The following is a 24,830-nucleotide window of genomic DNA, read 5'->3' as shown; positions in this document are numbered from 1 at the left end:
TTGAAGCTTGATTCAGGTTTCAAATCGCTCGCCGCTGGCCAGCGCGGTCGGGGTTTCGTACCCTGCGCGGCATTTCGTACCACCCCACCTGCCGGAGAGACACATGCAGCTCAAGGACCTGAAGATCATCGTCACGGGCGGCGCCCAGGGCATGGGCGCGCACTTCGCGCAGCGCCTGCATGAGGCGGGCGCCCAGGTGGCAGTGGGCGACGTGGCCGAGGAGCGCCTCGCCTCGCTGCCCGCCGGCATCCACCGCCGCAAGCTGGATGTGTCCTCCGAGGAGGACATCGTGTCCTTCGTGAGCTGGGCGCAGGGCGCCATGGGCGGCCTCAACGGCCTCATCAACAACGCGGGCATCCTCCGGGACGCGCTGCTGGTGAAGAAGGACCGGACCACCGGAGAGGTGAAGAAGCTGGCCACCGCCGACTGGAACGCCGTCATCGGCGTCAACCTCACGGGCGCCACGCTGATGGTGCGCGAGGTGGTGGCGAAGGTGGCCGAGTCCGGCCAGAAGGGCGGCGTCGTCGTCAACATGTCGTCCATTGCCCGCCACGGCAACCGCGGCCAGTCCAACTACGTCTCCGCGAAGGCGGCGCTGGCGGCCAACACCGTCACCTGGTCGCGCGAGTTCAGCCCCTTCGGCGTGCGCGTGGGCGCGGTGGCCCCGGGCATGATTGAGACGCCGATGACGCAGGGCATGAACCAGAAGGCCCGCGACGCGCTGGTCTCCAACATCCCCGTGGGCCGCATCGGCCTGCCCGAGGACATCTGGCTCGCCGTAAAGTTCATCTTGGAGTGCGACTACTTCAACGGCCGCACCATCGACGTGGACGGCGGCCTCAACTTCTGAGTGAGGCCCCTCCTCCGGGCGGCACGGCGCCGTGCCGCCTGGAGGTCCGCTGGGGAGCCGCGCCTCACCGCCGGCTGGCGTCGCTGAGGCGCAAGTCCCGCAGCAGCGCGGGCTCGTCCGCGTAGAGCAGCTTGTAGGCGCTGTAGCTGCCCAGCACCTTCTTCACGTACCCGCGCGTCTCCTCGAAGCCGATGTGCTCCACCCACTCGTCGAGCTCCGCCTCGGGCAGCGCGTGCCGCCAGCGCTCCACCGCCCGGGGCCCTGCGTTGTAGGCCGCCACCGCGTAGGCCACGTTGCCGCCGAAGTGCTTGAGCAGCTGTCCCAGGTACGCCGCGCCCAGGCGGATGTTGGTGTGGGGCTGGAGCAGCGCGGACTCGCCCGGCATCGGCATGTCCAGCGAGTCCGCCACCTGCCGCGCCGTGGCCGGCATCAGCTGCGCCAGGCCCAGCGCGCCCGTGGCTGAACGCGCGCGGGCATTGAAGCGGCTCTCCTCGCGGATGAGGCCCTGGAGCAGGTCCGGGTCCACGCGGTGGGCCCGCGCGTAGCGGGCAATGGACGTGCGGTACGCCAGCGGCCAGGTGGCCTCCCAGACGGGACGGGACGCGGCGCTCAGCGGACCGTGCACCTCCTGCTTCAGCGAGGTGCGCGCCACCTGCCGCGCGGCCCGGTTGCGGCCGGTGCGCTTCAGCGTCTGGTACAGCAGCCGCGCCGGGGCCTCGGGCAGCGCGCGCGCATCCACGGCGAGAAATTCCTCCACCGCGCCGGGCAGCCCCAGGCGCATCAACTCCACGCCCGCGTTGAAGCGCGCGTCCTTCGCCAGCGCGCCGGGCGGCAGCGGCCAGATTTCCTCGGACTCGCCCACCTCCGCCACGGCGTCGTCCGTCGGGGTGTCACCGCGACCGGAGCCGCCGGTGCCCTCCAGGGACTCGGGAGGCACGGGCTTGGGGTAGAGCCGCGCCAGGCGCTCTGGTGAGAGCAGCGCGAGCCGTGAGCGCGCCAGCATCCCGTACCAGGCCGCGGGGCGCTCGGCGGCGATGTGCGCGTAGGCCTCGAGCGCCGCCTGCGCGGAGGCGCCGGACTCCTGCATGCGCGCGCGCCAATACCGTGAGCGCCACAGCGCCTCGTCCGTGCGCGCCGCCTCGGGCAGGTGCTCCACCGCCGTCAGCGCCGCCAGGGCCGCCGGGGCGTTGGCCTTGCGGGAGTGCAGCCAGAAGGCGCGGAAGAGCGACTCCGAGGCGAAGTTCCCCGCCGGGTAGCGCCGCGCGGCCTCTTCGTAGCGCGCCAGGGCCGTGTCCGCGTCACCCATGCGCTGGAGCAGCCACGCTTCGAAGAAGAGCGCGTCATCCGCGTAGCCATGCTCCGGGTAGTCCCGAGCGAGCGTGGCGTAGGTGGTGATGGCCGCCTTCGGCTCCACCACCGACTGGGAGTAGCCCAGGATGTAGAGCGCCTGGGGCCGCTGCTCGGACGCCGTGCAGCGCTCCACCATGGGCTCCAGCACGGCGATGGCCCGGCGGTGCTTGCGCTCCTTGCGCAGCGCCCGGCCATAGGTGAGGTGCGCGCGGCAGGCCAGCTCGTCTGGCAACTCCAGGTGCGGCAGCACCTTGTTCAGCAGCGCCATGCCAGCGTGGTTGCGGTGCAGCTCCACCAGCGCCTCGGCGCGGCGCACCCGCCACTTGAGGGGCAGGGGCAGGCCCTTCAGCCGCTGCTCGGCGCGTCTGGCCTCGCGCGACAGCGGGCTGGTGGCCCACACCTCCAGCAGCGCGCGGTGCTCGGCGTTGTACTGCCCTTGCGCGCGCGCCAGGTCGCAGATGGTCAGCAGCGCCTTCATCCGGAGCGCGTCTGGCCCTCGGGACTGGCGGCTGTCGATGAGCTCCTGGAGCGCCGTCAACGCGCCGGGGATGTCCCTCTTCCGCTGGAGCACCCGCGACAGGCTGAAGCGCGCCTCCGGGTACAGCGGCGAGCCCGGGCTCACGCCGCGGTACTGCCCCGCCGCCGTGTCCAGCTTGCGCAGCCGCTCGTTGGCCTGGGCGGCCCGCAGCAGGCCGTGGTCGCGCAGCGCGCCGTAATCATCCGCCAGCGCGGCGAACTCCTCGGCCGCCGCCGCGTGGTTGCGCGCCAGCAGCGCGCTCTGCGCCATGAGGAAGCGGACCTGCGGCGTGGCCTCCTCCTGGGCGAGCAGCGCCCTCACGCGTGCGTAGCGGCGACGCCGGAATTCGGAATGCGCCTTCGCCAGCGAGCCCTCCGCGAAATACGGCGCCAACCGCTCCGGCCCGAAGGCCGCGGTGGACAGCTCACCGTCGGTAGGCTGCGCGACGGAGGAGTCGAGCAGCGCCTCCAACTGGTCCTCGGAGAGCACCTCGCCGGGCTCTTCCTCCAAGGGCGCCTGCGCATGGGAGGGCGTGGCGCCCAGCATGCCCGCGCAGGCGAGAAACACCACGGCACCTGCTCGAAGTCCCACCATGACCGCCCTCTTTCTTGAACCCGGGGCGGCAATGCATCGTCACTCGGCGCGCGTTGGGGAGCCACCCTCCCGGCACACCCGGACGCGCGCGTCAGCCAGCGGATACAGCGCCAGTGTGTGCGCCGGGGACAGTGCTCGAAACCCAACGGGCGCACTCCACGCGCGGGCTGATTTTCGCCCACGGAGAACTAATGCAACACGATTGCGAATAAGAATCCGCCGTGACATATGTCGGGGCCGCGCGAGGCGACATCCGCCCACGCGGTTCTCCACTCAGTGCCGGGACAAGCGATGCATCTCCGAACTCTTCATCTGGCCCTCCTGGCCGCGACGGCCATCCTCCTGGGGGGCTGCGGCGCCTCCGACGCCCCCGAACCCATCGAGTGCGGTGGCTACGGGCACCTGCATGGTGACCACTGCCACTGTGACGAAGGCTATGAGGCGGACGGCCTCACCTGCGTCCCCGCCGAGGAGCCCGTCGTCGAGTGCGGCGGCCATGGGCACCTGCACGACGACCACTGCCACTGTGACGCGGGCTACACCGAGCAGGACGGCACCTGCGTCCCGGCCGAGGAGCCCGCGCCCGACTGCGGCGAGCACGGCCATGCCCATGGCGACCACTGCCACTGCGACGAGGGCTACGTCGAGCAGGACGGCACCTGTGTCCCGGCCGAGGAGCCCGCGCCCGACTGCGGCGAGCACGGCCATGCCCATGGCGACCACTGCCACTGTGACGAGGGCTATGTGGAGCAGGGCGGCACCTGCGTCCCGGGCGAGGAGCCCCCGCTCGACTGCGGCGAGCACGGCCACGCCCATGGCGACCACTGTCACTGTGACGCGGGCTACGTCGAGCAGGGCGGCACCTGCGTCCCGGAGCCGCCGCCCGTCACCCCGGAGCTGCCGGAGTACACGCTGGTTCCCATCGGCTACCCCTCTGGCACCGGCAGCCATGCCCAGGCGATGAATGACGCCGGGCAGGTGGTGGGCAACGTGCGCTCGGCCGTGGTGGGTGGCACGCCGCCGCCGCTCATCGCCTACCACTGGAGTGACGACACGCTCACCGAGCTGGGCACCCTGCCCGGAAGCAACGCCTTCAGCCGCGCCTTCGGCATCAACGCCAGCGGCGTGGTGGTGGGCGAGAGCGACAACAACGCGCCTCGCGCCTTCCGCTGGGAGGCCGGCGCGCTGACGGACCTGGGTACGCTGGGCGGCGCCACCGCCGTCGCCACCGACATCAACGACAGCGGCGTCATCGTGGGCAGCGCCTCCACGGGCACCGCCAGCCGCGCCTTCCGCTGGGAGGCGGGCGCGATGACGGACCTGGGCTCACTGGACGGCCTGGACACCACGCTGGCCCGCGCCTGGAGCATCAACGCGCACGGCGACGTGGTGGGCTACAGCAAGAACGCCCAGGGCGTGACGCGGGCCACGCTGTGGACGCGCGAGGGCACCCGCGTGAATCTGGGTGCGCTGGACGTCACGCGCGCCAGCCAGGCCCATGACGTGAACGACGCGGGCACGGTGGTGGGCTCCGCCGTCGTGGGCGCCACGTCCGGTGGGTCGCCCATCTACAACGCCTTCGTCTGGAGCGACGGCACCATCCGGAGCCTGGGCACCCTGCCGGGCCTGCCCGACGCCATCCACAGCGAGGCCAAGGGCGTCAACGCGGAGGGCTGGGTCGTGGGCTACGTGGGCCAGTTCCATGGCAACACCACGCTGGGCACCGCGTCGGCCGTGGCGTGGCTCGGCGAGCAGATTCACGACCTCAACAGCGTGCTCCCCGCCGGCAGCGGGTGGACGCTGCTGAGCGCAGAGGACATCAACGCCCGCGGGGACATCACCGGCCTGGGCCGCTTCAACGGCACGCTCACCGCCTACAAGCTGGTGCGTCAGTAGGCGCGCCCCCGGTGGGCCCGAGGGGGACGCCCCCCCTCGGACTCACTTCTCCAGGTCGCCGACAATCCGGCCGATGGGCGACGGCTCGCCGCGCAGCTTCTGGAAGAAGTTGCGGTTGTCGGTGCCCTGGTCGAAGACGCTCAGGGTGTCATTGATGCCGTTCTTGTCGGGGCGCATGCCCGAGTAGTCCTGCCGCGACGGCAGCCCGTGCTCCGCGCGGAGCGCGTTCTCGCTGGGCGCCCAGCCCGCGGGCGTGTGCGGCGTGGGACGCAGGCCAATCGTCTCGAACTCCTCCCGCAGGCGCAGCCGCTCCTCGACCGTCTCCTTCATGGGCTTCGTGTACTGGGGGTGCTGGTTGAAGACGTCCGCGTTGCTGTGCTTGCTGGCCGCCAGCGGGCTGACCTGCACGCCGTTGGCCGCGCGCCACGCGTGGACCGACTCGTGGCCCAGGCTGTTGAAGCGCGGCCCCGTGGCCTGCTCGTTGTACCGGATGTCGCTGGGCCGGCCCGCGCCAGGCTGGCCCTCGTAGCGGTACGCCGGGCGCGTCGAGGCGTAGGTGCCGTCGTTCCGGGGCATGTGAGACATGGGCATGGCGCTGTTGCGGCCCGAGTAGATGTCCGCCACCGTCAGGGGCTGCCGCTGGGTGCCCGTCATGCCGGGGTTCACCGCCTGCGTCCGGCCGTTGAGCTCCGTCATCAGCTGGTTGCCATGGGGCTGGCTCGTCAGCCGGTGCGCGGAGGTGCGCACGTCCGAATTGAAGTCCGCGAAGTCCGCGCCGGACTGGCCGCTGTCACGGCGCGTGCGGATGCCCTGCAGGTCCGGGTGCACCACGCCGTAGTCCGTGCGCTTGAGGCTGTCCTTGCCCGTCTGCAGCTCGCTGGGCGTCGGGCGCGGGGCGTTGGGCCCGGCCGCGGTCTCCGTCTTCGGCGTCTTGTCCGCCTTCTGCGGCTTGCTCGCGTCCAGCTTCGGGGGCGCGCTGTTGGAGCGGGGACGCGAGGAAGAGGAGGCGGGATTGGAGAAGGAGGGCTTCGAGCGGAGCTTCATGGGGAGCCTCGGGAGCGGGAGGAAGGCGGCGCTCCCACACCAGAGCATGTCCCGTGCCTGCCGCGTCGCGTCACAGCCCATGAGGCAAAGCTCGTGATTTCAAGGGGTTCCGCGAGTCCCTGGGAGGCGCCCGGGCGGGGAGACCGGTGACACCGCGCATCCCCTGATGACGGGCGTCACCAGTCACCACCACGAGTGGGTCTGACGGCGGATCCGCTCCACGCGGCGCCGGACGCTGCGGTGGCCCGAGGCCAGGCACCCGCACCGTCTGCCTGCCACGCACCGCGCCGCGATGCTGGCGTGTGGGCCGGCCTTCGGAGCGCTGGAGGTGGCGGGCGGGCGGGACACCCGGGGAGAGCGCCTGCGGCGGCAGCGGCGGCAGGAGCTGCCTGGCTTCCAGGCCGTCATCGCGCCACCTCCAGGTGAGAAGGGCTGCACGCACCGTGTGAGGGCTTCATCGCCAGTTGCATGGATGGACTCCGGGGGCTCGCGTCCACTGACCGCGAAAGGCAACCTTCGTGCCTTTCAATGGACAGACGCAGACCCCTGGTTTTCCTGGCGGCGCCGGGACGAGACGGGGGCGAACCGACTGTGCGCGTGTGCACTGGACGTCACACCGCGTGACACGGGTGACAGCGGGACACGGCGACAATGGGAGACAATCACTGCTCACCGCGTCGCCGCGCGCACAGCTTCACACGCGCCGCGCCCTGGCCCCGTCCACCAGCCGACGTCACCCTTCGACTCGCGGGCGACTGGCGGAATGACGGGCTAATCGCGATATTCCAAGCTATTCAGGAAGAAGCGGCGGAGCCGTCGGTTCTCAGTAGCGGAAACGAAGGCTCGGCCACATCTTCAGGAAAGGCGGGAACACGCGCTTTTCCAGGTGGCGACAGGGCCACCCGGGCAGCCCTCCTCAGACAGGGAGGGAGTCCCAGACCAGGGGTGCGAGGCGAGGGGCACCCACCGCTAGATGAGGTCGAGGGGCATCATCGTGCCCGCTTCGAACTCCGGGGCACGGCGCAGCTGGTCCAGCACCCGCGGCGCGCAGCGCAGGTGGAGCATGGGCATGGAGCCCGGCTCGCTCACCGAGCGCACCGCGCCCAGGAGGTGGTGGGCCTCCAGCCAGCGCATGAGGCTCTGGTGGAAGCGCGCGCTTTCGGCCAGACCGGCCTGGTGCACGTCCACGCGGGAGCGGACGGGCGGACGTGGAGCCGCGCGCCCACGCGACGCCGCCGCCGGTTCCTCGCGGGGCATCACCGTCACGTCAATCCAGTCTGGCTGCGTGTCCGCACCCGCGGCGCCCGGCAATGGGCGCACGCGCGCGGACAGACCCGGGACGCCGCCGACCCGGACGTCCCCCCACTCGCCATTCTTCCTGCCCATGGCCCTCATCCTCTCCCGGGTCCGGCGCTCCCATGGCGCCGACCCCGGCTTCAACCACCACCGTCACCTGAATACGGCCAGGCCCTTGCCTGTCTTGTGGGTTCCCGACCGAGGGAGCTTCACCGCATTCGACAGGATCAAATCCCTCACCTCGAGCGCCGTCAAGTCAGGGGCACGGCAGCGGTACAGCGCCGCGATACCCGCTACATAAGGCGCTGCCATGCTCGTGCCACTCATTCGCTCGTAGAACGCCTGGTTGTTACAACGACGCTCCGTGCTGGAATAGACATTCACGCCATACCCCATGATGTCCGGCACGACGCGCCTACCCACGGTGCCGCTCGCGGAGAATGTGGCCACGCTACGCTCGAAGTCGACCGCGCCGACAGCCAGTGATTCTGGAAAGGCCGCTGGATAACCAACCGTGTCGGGTCCACTGTTACCTGCAGCCACAACGGGCAGGACATTGCTGTCGAGCAGGCGACGAATCATCGTCTGCAGCGCGCGCAGGTTGAGGTTGTAGTCCGCCTCGGTGATGCCGGGCGGCGGCATCAGCGGGAAGCCGAGCGACAGGTTGACCACCGCGGGCCGCGTCGAGTTCTCCGGGCGGCTGAACTGGTGCAGCAGCCACTCCATGCCCGCGGCCACGCGGCCCAGGCTGGTGCGGATGGTCTCCGATTCGATGACGGACGCGACGTAGAGGTCCACCTCCGGGGCGACGCCGTGGTGCACACCCGCGGCGATGCCGCACACGTGCGTACCGTGGCCGTCCGGGTCGAAGCCGCGGATGTCACGCGCCGGGTTGTGCGGCGAGTTGGGGAACAGCGACACGTAGCGGAACTGGATGACGCGCGCGGCGTGCTCGGGGTGGTCCGCGTCCACACCGGTGTCGAGGATGCCCAGCATGACGCCGGCGCCGCGGATGCCCTGGGCGTGGGCCAGGGGGACGCCGGACTCGTCGGGCCACTCGCGCTCGGCCAGCGAAGACATGCCCCGGTTGCGCGGTCCCGGTTGTCCCGCCGACACCGGGCCAGGGAAGGACAGCGGGACGACGTCGGGGATGAACTCGAAGTCGCGCTCCAGCTCGCCGCGGGCTTCCTTCTCCGTGTGCTCTTCGTAGAAGTGGGCCATGGTGGCACCGATGAGCGGCATGTACCGGTAGCTGCCGGGCTCCGCGCCGGTCTGCTCCGCCACCGTCGCGCCCGGCATGGGCGGCGTGGAGGCGTCCGCGCCGCGCGTGCCCAGGCGCGCCGCCTTCGCGCCCTTGCCCTTCCGACGACGCTCCTCCTGTCCACTGACGGGCGGGCGCGAGCCGGGCAGCGTGGCCGACCGCAGTCCGAGCGCGAACAGCGTGTCCGGCGCCTTGTTCGCCACCGCGAAGCGCAGCGCCGTCGTGCGCGACAGCACGCGCTCGCCCTGCTCCGTGCCGCGAGGCCCCACGCGAGCCTGCGACTCGATGGACTCCTTTGGAACCAACAGGTAGGACTTCATGGGTTGTGTGCTCCTTGAACCACTGTGCTACGCCGGACGCATGAGGCGAGGTCGTCCAGCATCAGGTCAGCACCCGTCGCGTGCGGCGCCTCGCGCGTGCGACAGGGGCAATGGGGCCGCGCGCCTAGCCCGACGTGACAGACTGCTCGCGGCGTCATGCCTGTCCCCCTTCATCCAAGAGGCCCTGCGTTCCCGTTCGATTGGACAGGAAGGGCCTGACAAAAAAACCACGGATTTCCCGTAGTACACGCACGAATGGATTAATTCGGTTCTAACTGGCCTTGCGCGAACGTCCGGAAGTGGGAGTGATTCCCTCCTGGGTACGAGCGAGGTGCCCGGAGGCACACAGGAGCGGTGTCCTCCACCCGACCTCCAAGAAGACGAGGCCGGGAAAGACTCCGTTCCGACATTTGTTCGCCCACATCCCTCCGCCCGGATTAAGGGTGGGACGTTCGCATCCCCTGGAGCCGCCTGACGTGATTCCCTACTGGCACGCCCCCTCGATTGAGCTGGGGCCCCTCAAAATCGAGCCCTTCGGCATCTTCGTCGCGGTAGGCATCCTGCTGGCCGCTCGCCTGCTTGGCCGCAACGCCGAACGCGACGGCCTGAACCCTGAGCCGCTCGCCGACTTCGCGCCCTGGGGCGTCGGGGTCGGCGTCGTCGTGGGCCACTGGGTGCACCTGTTCTTCTACCACCCGGAGGAGCTGTCCAAGAGCCCGTTCCAGATACTGAAGGTCTGGGATGGCCTGTCCTCGTTCGGCGGCCTGTTGGGCGGCATCCTCGCCGCCGTCGTGTTCTTCAAGGTGCGCAAGCTGCGCTTCTCGGACTACTCGGACGCGTTCGCCCTGGGCGTGGCGCCGGGCTGGGCGGTGGCGCGGCTGGGCTGCTTCGCCGTGCATGACCACCCGGGCGTGCCCACGGACTTCTTCCTGGCGGTGGCCTTCCCCGGTGGCCCTCGGCACGACCTGGGCATGTACGACGCCATCGCGCTCTTCGCCATCAGCGGCCTGCTGTACGCGCTGCGCAACGCGGGGAAGCTGAAGGGGCGCCTGCTGCCGCTGCTGGCGGTGCTGTACGCGGTCTGCCGCTTCTTCTTCGACTACCTGCGCGCCACGGACATGGCCTACGTGGACGCCCGCTACTTCGGGCTGACGCCCGCGCAGTACGGCTGCGTCGCGCTGGCGCTCTACGGCATCTGGGGCGTCCTGCGGCGCCGGGAGCCGGGGACGGCTTCTTCGCCGCCGTCGTCTCCAAAAAGCCCGGGCACGGTGGGCGCGCCGTAGCGTCACGACGTCCGCTGCCCTGCTCGCGGCAGCCTGGCGTCTCATGGGCCCGGAAGCTCCGACGCATTCGCGGCGGGCGTCCGGGTCCGCGTGTTTCCGAAGAGGAGGCTGCCGCATGAAGGCGCTCGCGTACGACGCGGTCATGACGCCCCTGGGCTGGCTGGGCCTCACCGCCGCCCGGCGAAAGCTGGTGCGCGGCCTGTCCGGCCACGTGCTGGAGGTGGGCACCGGCACCGGCCTGGCGCTGCCCGGCTACCCGGACACCGTCACCGCCGTCACCGCCATCGACGTGGACGAAGCAGCGCTCGCGCGTGCCCAGCGGCGGCGGCCCGACGCGCGGCTGCTGTACGCCAGCGTGGAGTCCCTGCCCTTCCCCGACGCCTCCTTCGACGCCGTGGTGTCCAGCCTCGTCTTCTGCAGCGTGGAGGCGCCGGCGCGGGCGCTGGCGGAGGTTCTCCGGGTGCTGCGCCCGGGCGGCGCGCTGCGCATGCTGGAGCACGTGCGCGCGCCCTCGCCGACGCTGGCCACCGTGCAGGACCTGCTCACCCCCGCCTGGATGCGGGTGAGCGGCGGGTGCCGGCTGGACCGGGACACGTTCGACCTGGTGCGGCGCGCGGGCTTCGACGTCGAGCGCCGCGTGCAGCGGCTCCAGGGCGTGAGCGAGCTCATCTTCGCCCGGCGCCCGGCGGGCTGACGCACCACCGGAGCGCGCGGGGCGCAACGGGCATCCAGCGACACCACGAAGGCGGGGGCCGCCGGAAGGTGACGCGGGCCCGTGTTGCACGGCCGGCCGCCTGCGCGAGAACCTTCCGTCCGCGGTGCGTTTTCGAGCGGGTTCCCGCTGACTCTCCTCTCTAAAAAGCGGGTGCGCACCAACCCCGCGAGTCGCTTCCAGCGAGGCAATGTCAGAGGTAGCCGTAGACTCCTCGATGCACCGGCGGACTTTCCCGCCGGAGAGCCCCGAGGCATTCACGCATGAGGAAGCTCCTCGCCGCCCTGCTCGCTCTTCCCGTTCTCGCCGCCTGTGGTCCCGCGCCGGAGTCAGACTCGAACGACACGCAGCGGGTGCCCGAAGGCGCAGAGGTCGCCTCCACCGAGCAGGGGCTGTTCGGCATGCCCCGTGAGCGCTCCGTCCGCCTGCGCACCGGCGTGACGCTGCGCTACGTGGAGCAGGGACTTCCGCTGGGCCCCGCGGTGGTGTTCCTCCACGGCTACTCGGACTCCCACCACACGTGGGACCTGAACCTGCGCACCTTCCCGCGCGACCACCACGTCTACGTGCTGGACCAGCGCGGCCACGGGGATTCGACGCGCCCGGCGTGCTGCTACACGCAGCAGTCCTTCGCCGCGGACGTGGAGGCCTTCCTGGACTCGGTGGGCGAGCGCAGCGCCATCCTCGTCGGCCACTCCATGGGCAGCTTCATCGCGCAGCAGGTGGCGCTGGACTTCCCGCGGCGCGTGAAGGGGCTGGTGCTCGTCGGCTCGGCGCCCACCGTGGCCGGCAACCCGGTGGCGCTGGAGCTGAAGTCCATCGTGGACACGTTCGAGGGCACGGTGGACCCGGAGTTCATCCGCGCGTTCCAGGAGAGCACCTTCGTGCGCCCTGTCCCGGCGTCGTACATCAACACGCTGGTGTCGGAGAGCAGCAAGGTGCCCGCGCGCGTGTGGCAGGACGCGCTGGACGGCATGCTCGCGGAGGACCACTCGGCGCGGCTGAACCGCATCCGCGTGCCCGTGCTCGTCGTGGGCGGTGACCAGGACGGCTTCTTCCCCGTCGCCGACCAGCGGGCGCTGGTGAACGCCCTGCCGGACGCCGAGTTCAAGCTGTACCCGAACACCGGCCACGCGCCCCACGCGGAGCAGCCGCGGCGCTTCAACCAGGACGTGCACCGCTTCCTGCGCGACGTGACGCGCGGGTAGGACGGCTGGAAGCGCGTGCCCGGGCCACCGGGCACCTGCCCTTGGGTGGCTACCAGTTCTTCACGGACTTGAGGTCGAAGACGTCCGGGAAGCCGTTGGCATGCAGCAGCTGCGCGGCCTGGGCGCTGCGGCCGCCGGCCGCGCAGTACACCACCACGCGCGTGCCGGGCGGACCCACCTCGGCCAGCCTGCGGGGCAGCTCCTGCACGGGGATGTTCCGGGCGGGCTCGGGGTGCCCTTCCTGGAATTCCTGCGGCGTGCGCACGTCCAGCAGCACCGCGCCTCCGGCGACGAGCTGCCGGGCCTTCTCCGAGAGTTCCTGGGGTGTCATGCCCCCATTCTAAGCCCGGGCCGGCGGGGGCGACTGGCCGAAAACTGGAGGTGTCCGCCGCGGACGCTACAGTTCTGTACCACCCATGGGACTCGACAAGCATGCCCTCCTGGGCCAGCTCGCGGACCGCCTCCAGCAGAGCGACCGGCTGGCCCACCGCGCCGAGGCGGAGGCCCGCGAGGCCGCCCGCAGCCTGGCCACGGAGTCCGAGAAGAAAGAGGACGGCCGCGCCGCCCTGGAGTTCGGCAGCCTCGCCACCGGACAGGCCAACCGGGCTCGCCGGGTCCAGGAAGAACTCCAGGCGCTGACCAAGTTTGGTCAAGCGGAGTTCCCACGCTTCCCCCGGCAAGGCCCGGTGGCGCTGGGCGCCATCGTGGACGTCAGCACCGAGGACGAGGAGGGCTTCTCCGAACGGACCTTCTTCGTCCTCCCCGCCGGCGCGGGGACCGAGCTGACGGGTCCGGGCGGTGACGGCTTCCTGTCCGTCATCACCCCCGCCTCCCCCGTGGGGCGCGCCCTCATGGGCCGCAAGGCGGGTGATACAGTGGAAGTGATGCTCGCGGGCGAGGTCCGCGAGTGGACGGTGCTCGAGGTCGCGTGATGTCGAGCCTTCGACGAAAGCCCGGGGGGCCGTAGCGCTCATGGCGCCCCTCGCGCGTGAATCCGCAAAGATGTCTTCTTCGCCTTCACCGCAAATCCAGGCGCCGCCCGCCCCGGCCCTCCTGCCGCTCACCTGGCCCGCCGCTGTCGTGGGCCTGATGTTCGGCGTGCTGATGACGTACGTCCCGTACGAGTTCCGGGTGGCCTCCTTCCGGCCGCTCTACCCCTACGTGCGCCTGCTGGGCCTCACGTACCTGACGGGCAGCATCATGCTGATGGGCGCGCTGCTGTATCCGCGCGCGCCGCGCTGGCTGGACGTCACGGGGCGGCTGCTGCTGGGCGCGGCCATGGCGCTGTACTGGTGGGTGCTCAACGTCCTGCCCGGCAGCTTCACTGGCATCATCCTCTACCCGGTGCTCTTCGGCGGCGTGGTGCTGGAGGCCTGGCCCGCCATGCGCCAGCGCCCCGTGCTGCGCACCTTCGCGGCCCTCACCAGCGCGGCGTTCGGCGCGGCCATGCTGGTGGTGCCCGAGCGCTTCCCGCTCTCCGTCTACGCCCACCTCGCGCCCCTGCGGCCCCTGGTGGGCGTGCTCTTCGCCGTCTGCGGCGTGGGCCTGCTGCTGCCTTCCCAGTGGCTCCACCGCCGGCTGCCGGCCCTGCTCATGGGCGGGCTGGCGGTGCCCTTCGCCCTGCTCGCGTACGCGCTGGGCCGGGGCGCGTCGTGGCTGGGGGCCTGCGTGTACGCGGTGCTCACCCTGGCCTGTGTCGCGCAGGCCCTGGACTGGCGGCCACGCGCGCCGCGCACGGTGGGGTGGAAGCTGCTGCGCGGGCTGGCCTTCGCGGGGCTGGTGCCGCTGCTGGCGCTGGGCGGGCTGGCGGCGTACCTGGCGCAGAACGCGATTGAACAGCAGGTGCGCGACGACACGCAGCGCGCCGCCGCGGGCGAGGCCGACTTCCTGCGGCGCTACCTGGACGACGCGGGTGAGTCCCTGGCGCTGATGCTGGAGTCGCCGGGCTTCCGCGCCGCCTTCGCCGCGGCGGCGCCGGAGCGACTGGAGCCCTACCTGGTCAACCTGGCGGCCCAGGAGCGCGCCTTCGACGCGGCGCTCGCGGTGGACACCCATGGCCACATCCTGGCCGCGTCTCCCAGCGTGGAGGGGTGGAACCTGGAGCCGCGCGCCTTCCTGCCCCCGGCCTTCACCCGGGGCGCCGAGGTCTCCCCGCCCTTCATCCGCCCGCCCGGCCAGCCCCTGGTCGCGGTGACGCAGCCCTTCCGCGAGGACGGCGAGGTGCGCGGAATGCTGGTGGGTCTGATGTCCCTGGAGCGCCTGAGCCAGGCCACCACGCCCGCGTCGCGGCGCTTCCACGTGCAGGTGTTGGACCGGCGCGGCCTCAAGGTGCTCCGCGACACCGCGCCGGGCGCGCCGCTGCTGGGCGAAGCGCACCTGCCGGACGCGCTCAGCCTGGAGCTGCTGCGGCCCGGCATCGGCGTGCTGGAGGCCTTCGACGCGGCGGACCGCCGCATGCTCGCCGCCGAGGCCCCCGTGGAGGGCACGGAGTGGAGCGTGCTGGTGACGCAGGAGCTCGTGGTGGCCTACGCGGCGATTACGCGCATGAGCGCCGCGGTGGTGGGACTGGTGCTGCTGGGCGTCCTCATGGCCCTGCTGCTGTCGCAGTGGGTCGCTCGCGACGTCATCCGCCGCCTGGACGGCCTCCGCGCCGCCACCGCCGCGCTGACCGCGGGCGACTGGTCCCAGCGCGTGGACGTGGAGGAGGACGACGAGCTGGGCGAGCTGGCCCGCGGCTTCAACGAGATGGCGGCCCGCACGGGCGCCACGCAGACGGAGCTGAAGGAGGCGGTGCGCGCGCGCGAGGAGTTCCTCAGCGTGGCCAGCCACGAGCTGCGCACGCCGCTCACCCCGCTCAAGGGCTTCGCCGCGCTCACCCTCCAGCGGCTGGAGCGGAGCGGAGACTTCCCGGAGCGGGAGCGGCTGCTCAAGGCGCTGCGCTCCATGGCCCGGCAGACGGAGCGGCTGACGCGGCTGGTGGATGACCTGCTGGACACCGCGCGCATCCAGGGCGGGCGGCTGGAGCTGGAGTGCAAGCGGCTGGACCTGGTCCCCCTGCTGGGCGAGGTGCTGGAGCGCTTCGCGCTGCGCACCGAGTCCGGCGTCACCTTCGAGCTGAACGTCCCCGCCCACCCGGTGGAGGGCGACTGGGACGCGCTGCGGCTGGAGCAGGTGCTCACCAACCTGGTCAGCAACGCCGTGCGCTATTCGCCCCACGGCGGCGCGGTGCGCATGTCCTTGGAGGCCGAGCAGACGCACGTGCTGCTGAGCGTGCGTGACGAGGGCATCGGCATCCCCCCGGAGAACGTGGCGGACCTGTTCCGGCCCTTCGCGCGCGCGTCCAACGCCCAGGCGCGCCACTTCGGCGGGCTGGGGCTGGGCCTCTTCATCTGCCGCGAAATCGTGGAGCGCCACGGCGGCACCATCTGGGCGGAGAGCCCGGGGCCCCAGCGCGGCAGCAGCTTCCACGTGCGGCTGCCCCGCCGCGCCGAGCCCGCGATGCCGGCGAGCGCGGCCTAGCGCCTCAGGACGACGACGGCTCCGGCGCGCCGTGCGCCATCAGCCACTCCTCGGGGATGTCACCGCGCGGCAGCTCCAGCACGAAGACGGAGCCCTGCCCCGGCTCGCTGGTGGCGCGCACCGTGCCGCCGAAGGCCTCCACAATCTGTCGGGTGATGTAGAGCCCCAGGCCCAGGCCGCCGTAGTGCCTGTCACTCACCGCGCGCTCGAAGCGCTCGAAGATGCGCGGCAGGTCCTCCGCGGAGATGCCGATGCCGCCGTCGCGCACCGTCAGGCGGGCGGTGAGCCCCTCCGCCTCCACCTCCACGCGCACGGGGTGGCCCGCGCCGTACTTCAGCGCGTTGGACAGCAGGTTGGTCACCACCTGCTCCAGCCGCAGCCGGTCCCACCGGCCCATGACGGGCACCGGCGCGTGCAGCGCCAGCTCGACCTGCAGCTGCGAGGCGGACGGCGCGAAGCGGTAGAGGATTTCCGCCGCCACGCTGGCCAGGTCCATCTCCTCCACCTCCAGCCGCAGGCGGCCCGCGGTGATTCGCGACACGTCGAGCAGGTTGTCCACCAGGCTCGTCAGCTTGCGCACCTGCCGCTGCACCACCTCCAGCGTCTCCGACACGCGCTCGGCGGACACCGGCTGGTTGTGGGCCGCCATCCCATCCACCTGCTTCTGCAGCAGCTGCACCTTGAGGTGCAGCGGCGTCAGCGGCGTCTTCAGCTCGTGGCTGGCGATGCCCAGGAACTCGTCGCGCAGGCGCACCGCTTCACGCGCTTCCTGGAGGAGCTGCGCGTTGTCCACGGAGAGCGCGGTGCGGCGGGCCACCTCCTCCGCCAGCCGCAGCTCCTCCGTGCTGAAGTCACGGGTCTCATCCGCGCGGAAGAGGGCCAACGTGCCGATGACGCGCTCGCGCGCCACCAGCGGCACGCCCAGGTAGCAGCGCAGGCCCAGCCCCCGCAGCAGCCGCGCGTGCTCCGCGTCCCGCGCGGCGGCCTCCACGTGGGCCTCCGTCACCCGAAGCCGCTCTGACTGACCGGCGCCGAACAACGGCAGCACGCGCTCGGGGGGCAGGGGGTAGCGGCGCAGCAGCTCCTCCAGCAGGCCATGGCGCTCCGGCTCGGCGTGCAGCGCCGTCACCGGGCGCGGCGGCTCGCCGGGCAGGCCCAGGTACAGCACCGCCGCGTCCGCGAGCGCGGGCACCAGCAAGCGGAGCAGCCGCGGCGCGGCCTCGTCGTCGAACGCGGCGCCCAGCAGCGCGCCGGCCTCCGCCAGCAGCCGCGCCGAGCCCACCGCGTCCAGCCCCGCGGACGAGGCCACTTCACATGCGCGCAGCAGCGCTCCGGCCGTCAGTCCCGCGTCGTGCTCCAGCGGCACCGCGGAGGCGCGCAGCAGGACGTGCGTCCCATCCTGCCGGCGCACCCGCCAACGGGCCTCCGCCACCCACTCGCCCGTGAGCGCGCGCGCCAGGGGCGGCACCTCCACCGACATGGACGCATCCTCCGCACGCGTCCACACACAGCCGGGCAAACAGCCCTGTTCGGCGCGCTCGGGCCGGCTCATGCGGAACTGACGCCCGGCCTCCATGTTGAAAGCGAGCACACGCCCGGTGACATCCACCAACACGAGTGCCTCGCCCGCCTGCTCGAGCAGCAACCGGAGGACGCCCTCTTTCAGCAGGGCGTCCGCCTCTTCGGAGTCCAGATGCGTCATCGAAAGCGGGGCGCTTCCAGAGGCCATGAGAGACTTCCCGCGAGCAGAGGCAGCATGGAGGCATGTCTCCTTCCCCGGACGAAGGGCAGCCTCCGTGTTCCCACAGAACAGCAGGAGGGGCGCCGTCCCCATCCCGCGCCCGCCAGGGTCATCGGAGCCCCCTTGCTTGCCTGCCCGGAAATCCAGATTCTCTGCCCCTTTGTAGCGCATCCGGGTGACCTTGCGTCCACCCGTGCGGCCCACTTTCTCGAGTTCCATCATGCAGAAGCCGCACTCCACGCCTGACTGGACCTCCAGCGAGCACCGCTACCGAGGCGTCATCGACAGCCTGCGGGAAGTGGTGTTCCAGACAGACCTGGCGGGGACGTGGACCTTCCTCAACCCGGCCTGGACGGACATCACCGGCTTCAGCGTGGAGGAGAGCCTGGGCCGCGCCTTCTCGGAGTTCCTCCACCCGGATGACCGGGAGCGCGACCCGGAGCCGCTCCAGAAGCTGTTCGCGGGGGAAGTGGAGTTCGTGCGCCATGAGATGCGCTACCTCACGCGCGACGGGAGCTACCGCTGGGTGGAGGTGTTCGCCCGGCTGATGCACGACGACGACGGCAGCGTCCTGGGCACGGCGGGCACGCTCAACGACTTCACCGAGCGCAAGGCGGCGGACGGCGCGCTGGCGCGGCGCGAGCGCTACCTCACCGCGCTGGTGGACATGCAGCAGCGGCTGCTGGCCACGCAGGATGGCGGCGACCTCTACGGGCCCGCGCTGGCGCCGCTGGGCCACGCGTCGGGGGCCAGCCGCGTCTACGTGTTCGAGCTGCACCGGGCGCAGGACGGCGCCGTCCTGTGCAGCCAGCGCGCGGAGTGGTGCGCGCCGGGCGTGAAGCCAGAAATCGACAACCCGGACCTCCAGGGCCTGTCCATGGAACCCGCGCTGCGGCGCTGGATGGAGACGCTGGCGCGCGGTGACGTCATCGAAGGGCTGGTGGAGACCTTTCCGGCGTCGGAGCGGGAGCTGCTGGACCCGCAGGGCATCCTGTCCCTGCTGGCGCTTCCCCTGCGCGTGCGCGGGGTGCTGACGGGCTTCGTGGGCTTCGACAACACCGCGGAGGCGCGGCGGTGGGACCGGCTGGAGGTGGACCTGCTGTCGGCGGCGGCGGGCGCCATGTCCATGACGCTGGAGCGGCGCGACTCGGAGCGGGCGCTGCGCGAGCGCGAGCGGCGCTTCCGTCAGCTGGCGGAGAACGCGTCGGACGTCCTCTACGTGTACCGGCGCGAGCCCCCGCGCGGCTTCGCCTACGTCAGCCGCGTGGCCCACACCAAGCTGGGCTACGGGCCGGTGGCCCACTACGCGGACGCGGAGCTCTGGTACCGGCGCGTGCACGAGGAAGACCGCGCGCTGATGGAGCAGCTGCTGGAAGCGCCGGAGCCCTTCCAGGGCGCGCCGGTGGTGGTGCGCTTCCTCCACCCCGACGGGCGGACGCTGTGGCTGGAGCACGTGGTGGCGCCGGTGACGGACGCCTCCGGACGCATGGTGGCGGTGGAGGGCCTGGCGCGCGACATCACCGAGCGCCGGCAGGCGGAGGAAGCCCTGCGGTTGTCGGAGGCGAGCTTCCGCGCGCTGCTGGAGGGCGTTCCGGACGCGGCGGCCATCGAACGGGACAACCAGATTGTCTACGCCAACGCGGCGCTGGTGGGCACGCTGGGCTTCGAGCGCGCGGACCAGCTGGTGGGCCGCCCCCTCACGGACTTCGTGCGGGACATGCGCAGCCCGGACGCGGTGCGGGCCGGCGCGCTCACCGGCGAGCGGCGGCTGGTGCGCAGGGACGGGCGCACCCGCGTGGCGGAGGTGGTGTCACTGCCGCTGCGCTTCGACGGCCAGCCCGCGGTGGTGTCCATTGCCCGCGACGTGACGGAGCAGCGCCAGCTCCAGGCGCGGCTGACGCTGGCGGACCGGCTGGCGTCGGTGGGCACGCTGGCGGCGGGCATCGCGCACGAAATCAACAACCCGCTGGCCTTCGTGCTGTCCAACCTGGGCTTCCTGTCCGACGAGTTCAACCGCAGCCTGCCGCCCGGGGACGGCGCGGCGGCGCTCCAGGCGCGGCTCAAGGGCGAGCCGGACCTGGGGGAGTGGCAGGAGGTGCTGCAAGAGGCGTGTGAGGGCGCCGAGCGCGTGCGGCAGATTGTCCGCCAGCTCAAGACGTTCTCCAGGCCGGACGAAGAGCGCGTGTCGCCGCTGGACGTGCACGCGGTGCTGGAGTCGGTGGCGATGATGGCGGCCAACGAAATCCGCCACCGCGCGCAGCTGCGGCGCGACTACGGCGACATCCCGCCCGTCATGGCCAACGAGGGCAAGCTCAGCCAGGTGTTCCTCAACCTCGTGGTGAACGCGGCGCAGGCGATTCCAGAGGGCGCGGCGCACCGGCATGAAATCCGGCTGGCCACGCGGGTGGACGGCGCCGGGCGCGTGGTGGTGGAGGTGGCGGACACGGGCGTGGGCATCGCGCGCGAGGTCATCGACCGCATCTTCGACCCCTTCTTCACCACCAAGCCGGTGGGCGTGGGCACGGGGCTGGGCCTGTCCATCTGCCACAGCATCATCAGCGGCCTGGGCGGCGACATCACCGTGGACAGCGAGCCGGGGCGAGGCACCCACTTCCGGGTGGTGCTGCCCACGCCGGAGACGGTGGAGCGCGCGAAGCCCTCGGAGCCTGGCGCGCGGCAAGCACCGCACGCGCCGCGCGGCCGGGTGCTGGTGGTGGACGACGAGCCCGCGGTGGGCCGGGTGCTGCAGCGCATCCTCCGCGAGCACCAGGTGGACGTGGCGTGCAGCGGGCGCCAGGCGCTGGAGCTGCTGGAGCGAGGGCTGGAGCCGGACGCGGTGCTGTGCGACGTGATGATGCCGGACCTGACGGGGCGCGACGTGTACGAGGCCGTGCGGCGCGAGTACGCGGGGCTGGAGCGCCGCTTCGTGTTCGTCTCCGGTGGCGCGTTCACCTCGGGCGCGCGGGACTTCCTGGCCAGCATCCCCAACCTGCTGCTGGAGAAGCCCTTCGACGAAGCCCGGGTCCGCGGCGTGGTGGAAGAGCTCGTGCGGCAGCGGCAGCCGGTGCACGACGCCTGAGCCCGCGCGCGGAGGTCGTATCGGACAACGGGCGGACCCTCCTCCTGGTGACCGATGCGGCCCCAGGCGACTCCAGGCGAGTGTGCCGCATCCCTCCAACCCCGAGGCCCTCAATGAACCGCTCACTGCTGCTGGTCGCCGCGACGGGAGTGCTCGCCGTGGGCGCGCTCCTGCTGGGCACGCCGCCCGCGCCGCCCGCGCCGCCTCCTCCCGTCGTCACGGACACCAGCCACACGGTGCGGCGCCCGGAGGACCCGCCCGCCACGCGGACGCTGCCGCTGGTGACGTCCCAGCCGGAGGACGGCGCCCTGAGCATGGCGGGCAAGCTGTCCGGCGCGTACGTGCAGACGGGGCCCAGCGAGGCCTTCGCGTGGCTGGAGCTGAAGGCGCGCCCGGCGGAGGCCGGCCAGCGGGTGCCCGTCAGCCTGGCGCTGGTGCTGGACCGCTCCGGTTCCATGAACGGCCACAAGCTGGCCGACGCCCGCCGCGCCGCCGCGGAGCTGGTGCGGCGCCTGACGCCCGAGGACCGGCTCGCCTTCATCGACTACGGCACCGACGTGCGGGTGCAGCCCAGCCGGCGGATGACGGAGGCGGCGCGCGCGGAGCTGCTGACGCTCATCTCCGGGCTGGAGGATGACGGCAGCACCAACATCAGCGGCGCGCTCGACGCCGCGGCCAACGCCCTGCGGCCCCACATGGGCGAGTACCGCGTCAGCCGCGCCATCCTGCTGAGCGACGGACAGCCCACCACGGGCATCGTGTCCGAGCCAGGCCTGCTGGACCAGGTCCGCCAGCTGCGCCGCGACGGCATCACCGTCAGCGCGCTGGGCGTGGGCCGGGACTACCAGGAGACGCTGATGCGCGGCATGGCCGAGCAGGGGGGCGGCTTCTCCGGCTTCATCGACGACTCGGCGCGGCTGGCGGAGGTCTTCTCCCGCGAGCTGGACCAGGCGACAAGCACCGTGGCGCGCCTGGTGGAGCTGCGGCTGGACGTCCCCCCCGAGGTGCGGCACGTGGAGGTCATGGGCATGGCGTCCTTCCGCGAGGGCAACGTGCTGAAGGTGCCGCTGTACGACTTGGCCAGCGCCCAGACGGTGCGCGTCATGGCGAAGCTGACGCTGGACACCCCGCGGACCGCCGGCGCGCTCACCCTGCTGAACGCCCGGGTGCACTATGTCGACGTGGCGCGTGACTTGCCCACGGAGACGGCGCTGCGGCTCACCGCGGAGGTGACGAGCGACCTGGAGCTCGTGCGCGCGTCCCTGGACAAGGAGGTGCGCGTCCACGCGACCCGGGCGTTGGGCACCCAGCAGATGGTGGCCGCCGCGGAGGAGATGAAGCGCGGCAACAAGGCGAAGGCCCGTGGCCTGCTGGACAACGCCCGGGCCATTTTCGGCACCTCCGCGGCCTCGCTGTCCGGGGAGCTTGCGGACGTGAACCGCTCCCAGGCAGCCTTGGCCGGCGCGTCCAGCGCGGAGGAGGCGCAGGCCGAGTCGCGCAACCTCCTCAAGAAGTCCATCAAGAACTTCGGCCAGAACAACGCGTACTAGCAGGACGGTGAACCCATGGCCCTCTCCGTGCAGTACTTCCACCGCGAAGAGTTCGAGACCCGCACGCTTCGCGCGCTGGGAGGCGCCGCCTGCATGGGCCTGGTCGCCGGTGCCGTGCCGGACCTGCACCTCACACCGGAGTACCTCGCCATCGTCGCCGCGGCGCAGGCGTGCGTGAAGCCCACGGGGGTCCACCCCCTGGCGCTGCGCCTGGCGCTGACGGTGCTGCCCGCCCTGCCCTACTTCTTCCGGGCCCCGGAGCCGTTGCCCGTGAGCCTCGCGGGCGCGCTCGCCGCGGCGCTGGTGGCCTGGCTGGGCCATGGACGGGAGCAGCCGGGGCCGCCCGCCGCGGTGGCCACCAGCGCCGCCGCCGCGGGCGTGCTCGTCCCACTGGGCCTCTACGTCCAGCAGGTGCTGGAGGCGCGCTTCCTGGGGAGCGACGGCCTGCTGCCGGCGCTGGTGGGCTTCCTCGTCGTGGGCCTCTTCTGGAGCATCGGCACGCTGCCGGCCAACCTCCGCGTGGAGCTGGACGCGGTGGAGGCGCGGGGCCGCCAGTTGCAAGACGCGCTCAAGGGCGACTCGCGCACCCTGGCCACGCGGGCGCTGACGCTCTACCGCCAGTGCAAGGACGTGGTGACGAAGATGCCGTCCAGCACCGGGCGCACGGAGCTGCTGGGCGTGCTGGAGAAGATGACGGGCGACAGCTTCTCGCTGGCGGAGGTCCACTTCGGGCTGGAGGCACAGCTCGGCTCCGTGGTGGCCAACGACGTGGACGCCCAGGTGCGCGAGCTGCGGGAGCGCGCCGCCGCCACGCAGGACGCGGTGGCTCGCCGGCAGTTGGAGCTGGCCGCGTCCTCGCTGGGTGAGGAGCTCAACCACCTGGACGTGCTGGCCCGCCGCAAGGAGCGGCTGCTGGCCCAGCTCCACGCGCAGGTGGCGTTGCTGGAGCGGGCCCGGGTCTCCTTCATCGGGGTGCAGGGCAACGAGCTGGGTGCCAAGGGCGCGCAGGCCGCCGACCTGGCGCGCAAGCTGAAGCAGCTGGGCGAGCCCGCCTCCAGCGCGGGGCCCGAGGACGTCGCCCCCGTGGCCGCGCCCCCCCCCACGCGCGTCACCTCCTGAACGACGCGCTACTTCTTGCGGGACGCCCGGCTGCGGCGCTGCTTGCGCCGCGGCGCGGGCGCGGGCGCGGGGCTCACAGGCGGCGCGTGGAGTTGGTCCGCGATGCGCTGCTCAATGGCCTCGCGGGTGCCGCGGGCCTGGACCAGCGCCGCCTCGATTTCCTCACGCACGCGCGCCGCCTGCTCCTCCGCCGTGGCCCGGTACTCCGACACCGTGCGGCGCAGGGCGATGCTGCCCCGGTCCGGCGCGGCACTCCGTTCACCCGTGTGCACTGTCTTGGGAGTCGGGGTCCCGCGCCTGCGTACCTGGGTCCTGGGTGTCTGCTGTCCTTCGTGCTCCGCCATCCGCGCCTCCCGGAAAGTCATCCTCGCTTCCAGGAAAGTGGGCTGCTATCGGACGCGAAGGAAGCCCGTGCCTGGGCCGGCTTCTGGGCAGGCAGGCAACACACCGCCTGTTCATTCAGCAGGGTTGCTTCTTGCCTGCGCCAGGAAAACGCTATGGCGCGGCCTTCAGCATGCGGCAATTTCAAGGGCCCCTGGTACTGACAGCACCGCCGTAAGCCCCGTGGCCGGCGGGTACGGCGCGCACACACTCCTGCTCCGTCTGCCTCCGTGGGGGCAGCGGCTTGTCGCGAGGATACCGTGGCAGTCAGCGCACCCTTTTCGTTCCTGAAGCACCGCAAGCACAACCTGGACCGGATGACGCTGGGCGACCTGGTCTACTCGTTCTTCACCTACTACGCGGTGGTGGCCTACATCACCGTGGGCATCACCAGCCTGGCCCTGGCCGTGAAGTGGTTCGAGCACCCGCTGCGCATGCTGCTGGCGATGCTCGCCGCGAGCGTGGCGTTCCCCTTCGGCTGGTACCTGGTGCACAAGCACATCCTGCACAGCCGCTTCCTCTACAAATCACCGCTCACCGCGGCGACGTGGAAGCGCATCCACTTCGACCACCACCAGGACCCACACGACTTGCGCGTGCTCTTCGGCGCGCTGGCCAACGTGCTCCCCACCGTGGGCGGCGTGATTGCCCCCATCGGCTATCTCATCGGCGGCAAGGCAGGCGCCGCCGCCGCGCTGGGCTGGGCCATGGTGATTACGTGCTTTTATGAATTCTGCCACTGCATCCAGCACCTGAACTACACGCCCAGGTCCCAGTTCCTGAAGGACATCAAGCGGCTGCACCTGTCGCACCACTTCCACAACGAGCAGGGCAACTACGGCATCACCAACTACTTCTGGGACCGCCTCTTCGGGACCTTCTACGAGAAGTCCGGTGACAAGCCCAAGAGCCCCACTGTCTTCAACCTGGGCTACACGTCCGAGGAGGCCCAGCGCTATCCCTGGGTGGACCGGCTCTCCGGTGGCACCCGCGGTGACGGCCACCCGCGACGCTTCTGGGAGAACCAGGCCGGAGCCCAGACGCCGCCCCCGGAGCCCACGCCGCGCCAGGAGCGCTGACGGCCGGGCACCCGCCTGCGCCCCCCAGGCC

General features: G+C 71.7%; 18 protein-coding genes. 11 read left to right on the top strand and 7 right to left on the bottom strand.

Annotated elements, in window-relative coordinates; genetic code table 11:
• Positions 1-103: 103 nt before the first annotated feature.
• Positions 104-850, top strand: a complete 747-nt coding sequence (locus HV824_RS21745) for an SDR family oxidoreductase (protein ID WP_176419089.1) — start codon at positions 104-106, stop codon at positions 848-850.
• A 64-nt stretch (positions 851-914) separates the two neighbouring features.
• On the opposite strand, the gene HV824_RS21740 is transcribed toward HV824_RS21745, so the two are convergent.
• A complete protein-coding gene (locus HV824_RS21740; RefSeq protein ID WP_176424115.1) occupies positions 915-3,311 on the bottom strand; it encodes a transglycosylase SLT domain-containing protein in 2,397 nt (798 codons plus the stop codon).
• 291 nt (positions 3,312-3,602) lie between these two features.
• Here HV824_RS21740 and HV824_RS21735 point away from each other — a divergent pair, with 291 nt between their 5' ends.
• Positions 3,603-5,207 (top strand): DUF3466 family protein, encoded by a 1,605-nt coding sequence (locus HV824_RS21735; RefSeq protein WP_176424114.1) that lies wholly within the window; start codon positions 3,603-3,605, stop codon positions 5,205-5,207.
• Positions 5,208-5,249: 42 nt separating this feature from the next.
• Here HV824_RS21735 and HV824_RS21730 read toward each other — a convergent pair whose 3' ends face one another.
• The 3 genes from HV824_RS21730 to HV824_RS21720 all read right to left on the bottom strand — a co-directional run bounded on the left by HV824_RS21730 (position 5,250) and on the right by HV824_RS21720 (position 9,128).
• Positions 5,250-6,251, bottom strand: a complete 1,002-nt coding sequence (locus tag HV824_RS21730) for a M91 family zinc metallopeptidase (protein WP_176424113.1) — start codon at positions 6,249-6,251, stop codon at positions 5,250-5,252.
• A 969-nt stretch (positions 6,252-7,220) separates the two neighbouring features.
• Positions 7,221-7,637 (bottom strand): hypothetical protein, encoded by a 417-nt coding sequence (locus HV824_RS21725; protein ID WP_255208227.1) that lies wholly within the window; start codon positions 7,635-7,637, stop codon positions 7,221-7,223.
• A gap of 63 nt (positions 7,638-7,700) precedes the next feature.
• Positions 7,701-9,128: a S8 family serine peptidase gene (locus HV824_RS21720; RefSeq protein WP_176419093.1), complete on the bottom strand. Its 1,428-nt coding sequence runs from the start codon at positions 9,126-9,128 to the stop codon at positions 7,701-7,703.
• Positions 9,129-9,604: 476 nt separating this feature from the next.
• On the opposite strand from HV824_RS21720, the gene HV824_RS21715 reads away from it, so the two are divergent.
• The 3 genes from HV824_RS21715 (at position 9,605) to HV824_RS21705 (ending at position 12,331) form a co-directional block, all read left to right on the top strand.
• Entirely contained in the window at positions 9,605-10,411 is an 807-nt protein-coding gene (locus HV824_RS21715; protein WP_176419094.1) for a prolipoprotein diacylglyceryl transferase family protein, read from the top strand.
• A gap of 115 nt (positions 10,412-10,526) precedes the next feature.
• Positions 10,527-11,105: a class I SAM-dependent methyltransferase gene (locus HV824_RS21710; RefSeq protein WP_176419095.1), complete on the top strand. Its 579-nt coding sequence runs from the start codon at positions 10,527-10,529 to the stop codon at positions 11,103-11,105.
• A 281-nt stretch (positions 11,106-11,386) separates the two neighbouring features.
• Positions 11,387-12,331: an alpha/beta fold hydrolase gene (locus tag HV824_RS21705; protein ID WP_176419096.1), complete on the top strand. Its 945-nt coding sequence runs from the start codon at positions 11,387-11,389 to the stop codon at positions 12,329-12,331.
• Between the two features lie 49 nt (positions 12,332-12,380).
• Here HV824_RS21705 and HV824_RS21700 read toward each other — a convergent pair whose 3' ends face one another.
• Positions 12,381-12,662: a rhodanese-like domain-containing protein gene (locus HV824_RS21700; protein WP_176411291.1), complete on the bottom strand. Its 282-nt coding sequence runs from the start codon at positions 12,660-12,662 to the stop codon at positions 12,381-12,383.
• Positions 12,663-12,747: 85 nt separating this feature from the next.
• Between HV824_RS21700 and HV824_RS21695 the strand changes: the two genes are divergently transcribed.
• Together HV824_RS21695 and HV824_RS21690 are read left to right on the top strand one after the other, a co-directional pair.
• Positions 12,748-13,263 (top strand): GreA/GreB family elongation factor, encoded by a 516-nt coding sequence (locus HV824_RS21695; RefSeq protein WP_163784474.1) that lies wholly within the window; start codon positions 12,748-12,750, stop codon positions 13,261-13,263.
• Between the two features lie 70 nt (positions 13,264-13,333).
• Positions 13,334-15,850, top strand: coding sequence for an ATP-binding protein (locus HV824_RS21690; protein WP_255208226.1), 2,517 nt, complete (start codon positions 13,334-13,336; stop codon positions 15,848-15,850).
• A 4-nt stretch (positions 15,851-15,854) separates the two neighbouring features.
• Here HV824_RS21690 and HV824_RS21685 read toward each other — a convergent pair whose 3' ends face one another.
• Entirely contained in the window at positions 15,855-17,579 is a 1,725-nt protein-coding gene (locus tag HV824_RS21685) for a HAMP domain-containing sensor histidine kinase (RefSeq protein WP_255208225.1), read from the bottom strand.
• 232 nt (positions 17,580-17,811) lie between these two features.
• Here HV824_RS21685 and HV824_RS21680 point away from each other — a divergent pair, with 232 nt between their 5' ends.
• From HV824_RS21680 to HV824_RS21670, 3 genes are all read left to right on the top strand, one after another.
• Positions 17,812-20,670: a PAS domain S-box protein gene (locus HV824_RS21680; RefSeq protein WP_176419098.1), complete on the top strand. Its 2,859-nt coding sequence runs from the start codon at positions 17,812-17,814 to the stop codon at positions 20,668-20,670.
• A 113-nt stretch (positions 20,671-20,783) separates the two neighbouring features.
• Positions 20,784-22,220 (top strand): VWA domain-containing protein, encoded by a 1,437-nt coding sequence (locus HV824_RS21675; protein ID WP_176419099.1) that lies wholly within the window; start codon positions 20,784-20,786, stop codon positions 22,218-22,220.
• A 15-nt stretch (positions 22,221-22,235) separates the two neighbouring features.
• Positions 22,236-23,339, top strand: coding sequence for a hypothetical protein (locus HV824_RS21670; protein WP_176419100.1), 1,104 nt, complete (start codon positions 22,236-22,238; stop codon positions 23,337-23,339).
• A gap of 8 nt (positions 23,340-23,347) precedes the next feature.
• On the opposite strand, the gene HV824_RS21665 is transcribed toward HV824_RS21670, so the two are convergent.
• A complete protein-coding gene (locus HV824_RS21665; protein ID WP_176424112.1) occupies positions 23,348-23,704 on the bottom strand; it encodes a hypothetical protein in 357 nt (118 codons plus the stop codon).
• Between the two features lie 276 nt (positions 23,705-23,980).
• On the opposite strand from HV824_RS21665, the gene HV824_RS21660 reads away from it, so the two are divergent.
• A complete protein-coding gene (locus tag HV824_RS21660) occupies positions 23,981-24,799 on the top strand; it encodes a sterol desaturase family protein (protein ID WP_176424111.1) in 819 nt (272 codons plus the stop codon).
• Positions 24,800-24,830 lie beyond the last annotated feature (31 nt).

It is taken from the genome of Myxococcus sp. AM009 (assembly GCF_013372605.1).
Taxonomy (GTDB): domain Bacteria; phylum Myxococcota; class Myxococcia; order Myxococcales; family Myxococcaceae; genus Myxococcus; species Myxococcus vastator.
The sequence above is the reverse complement of the archived record's forward strand: the minus strand, read 5'-3'. Positions and strand labels throughout refer to the sequence as shown.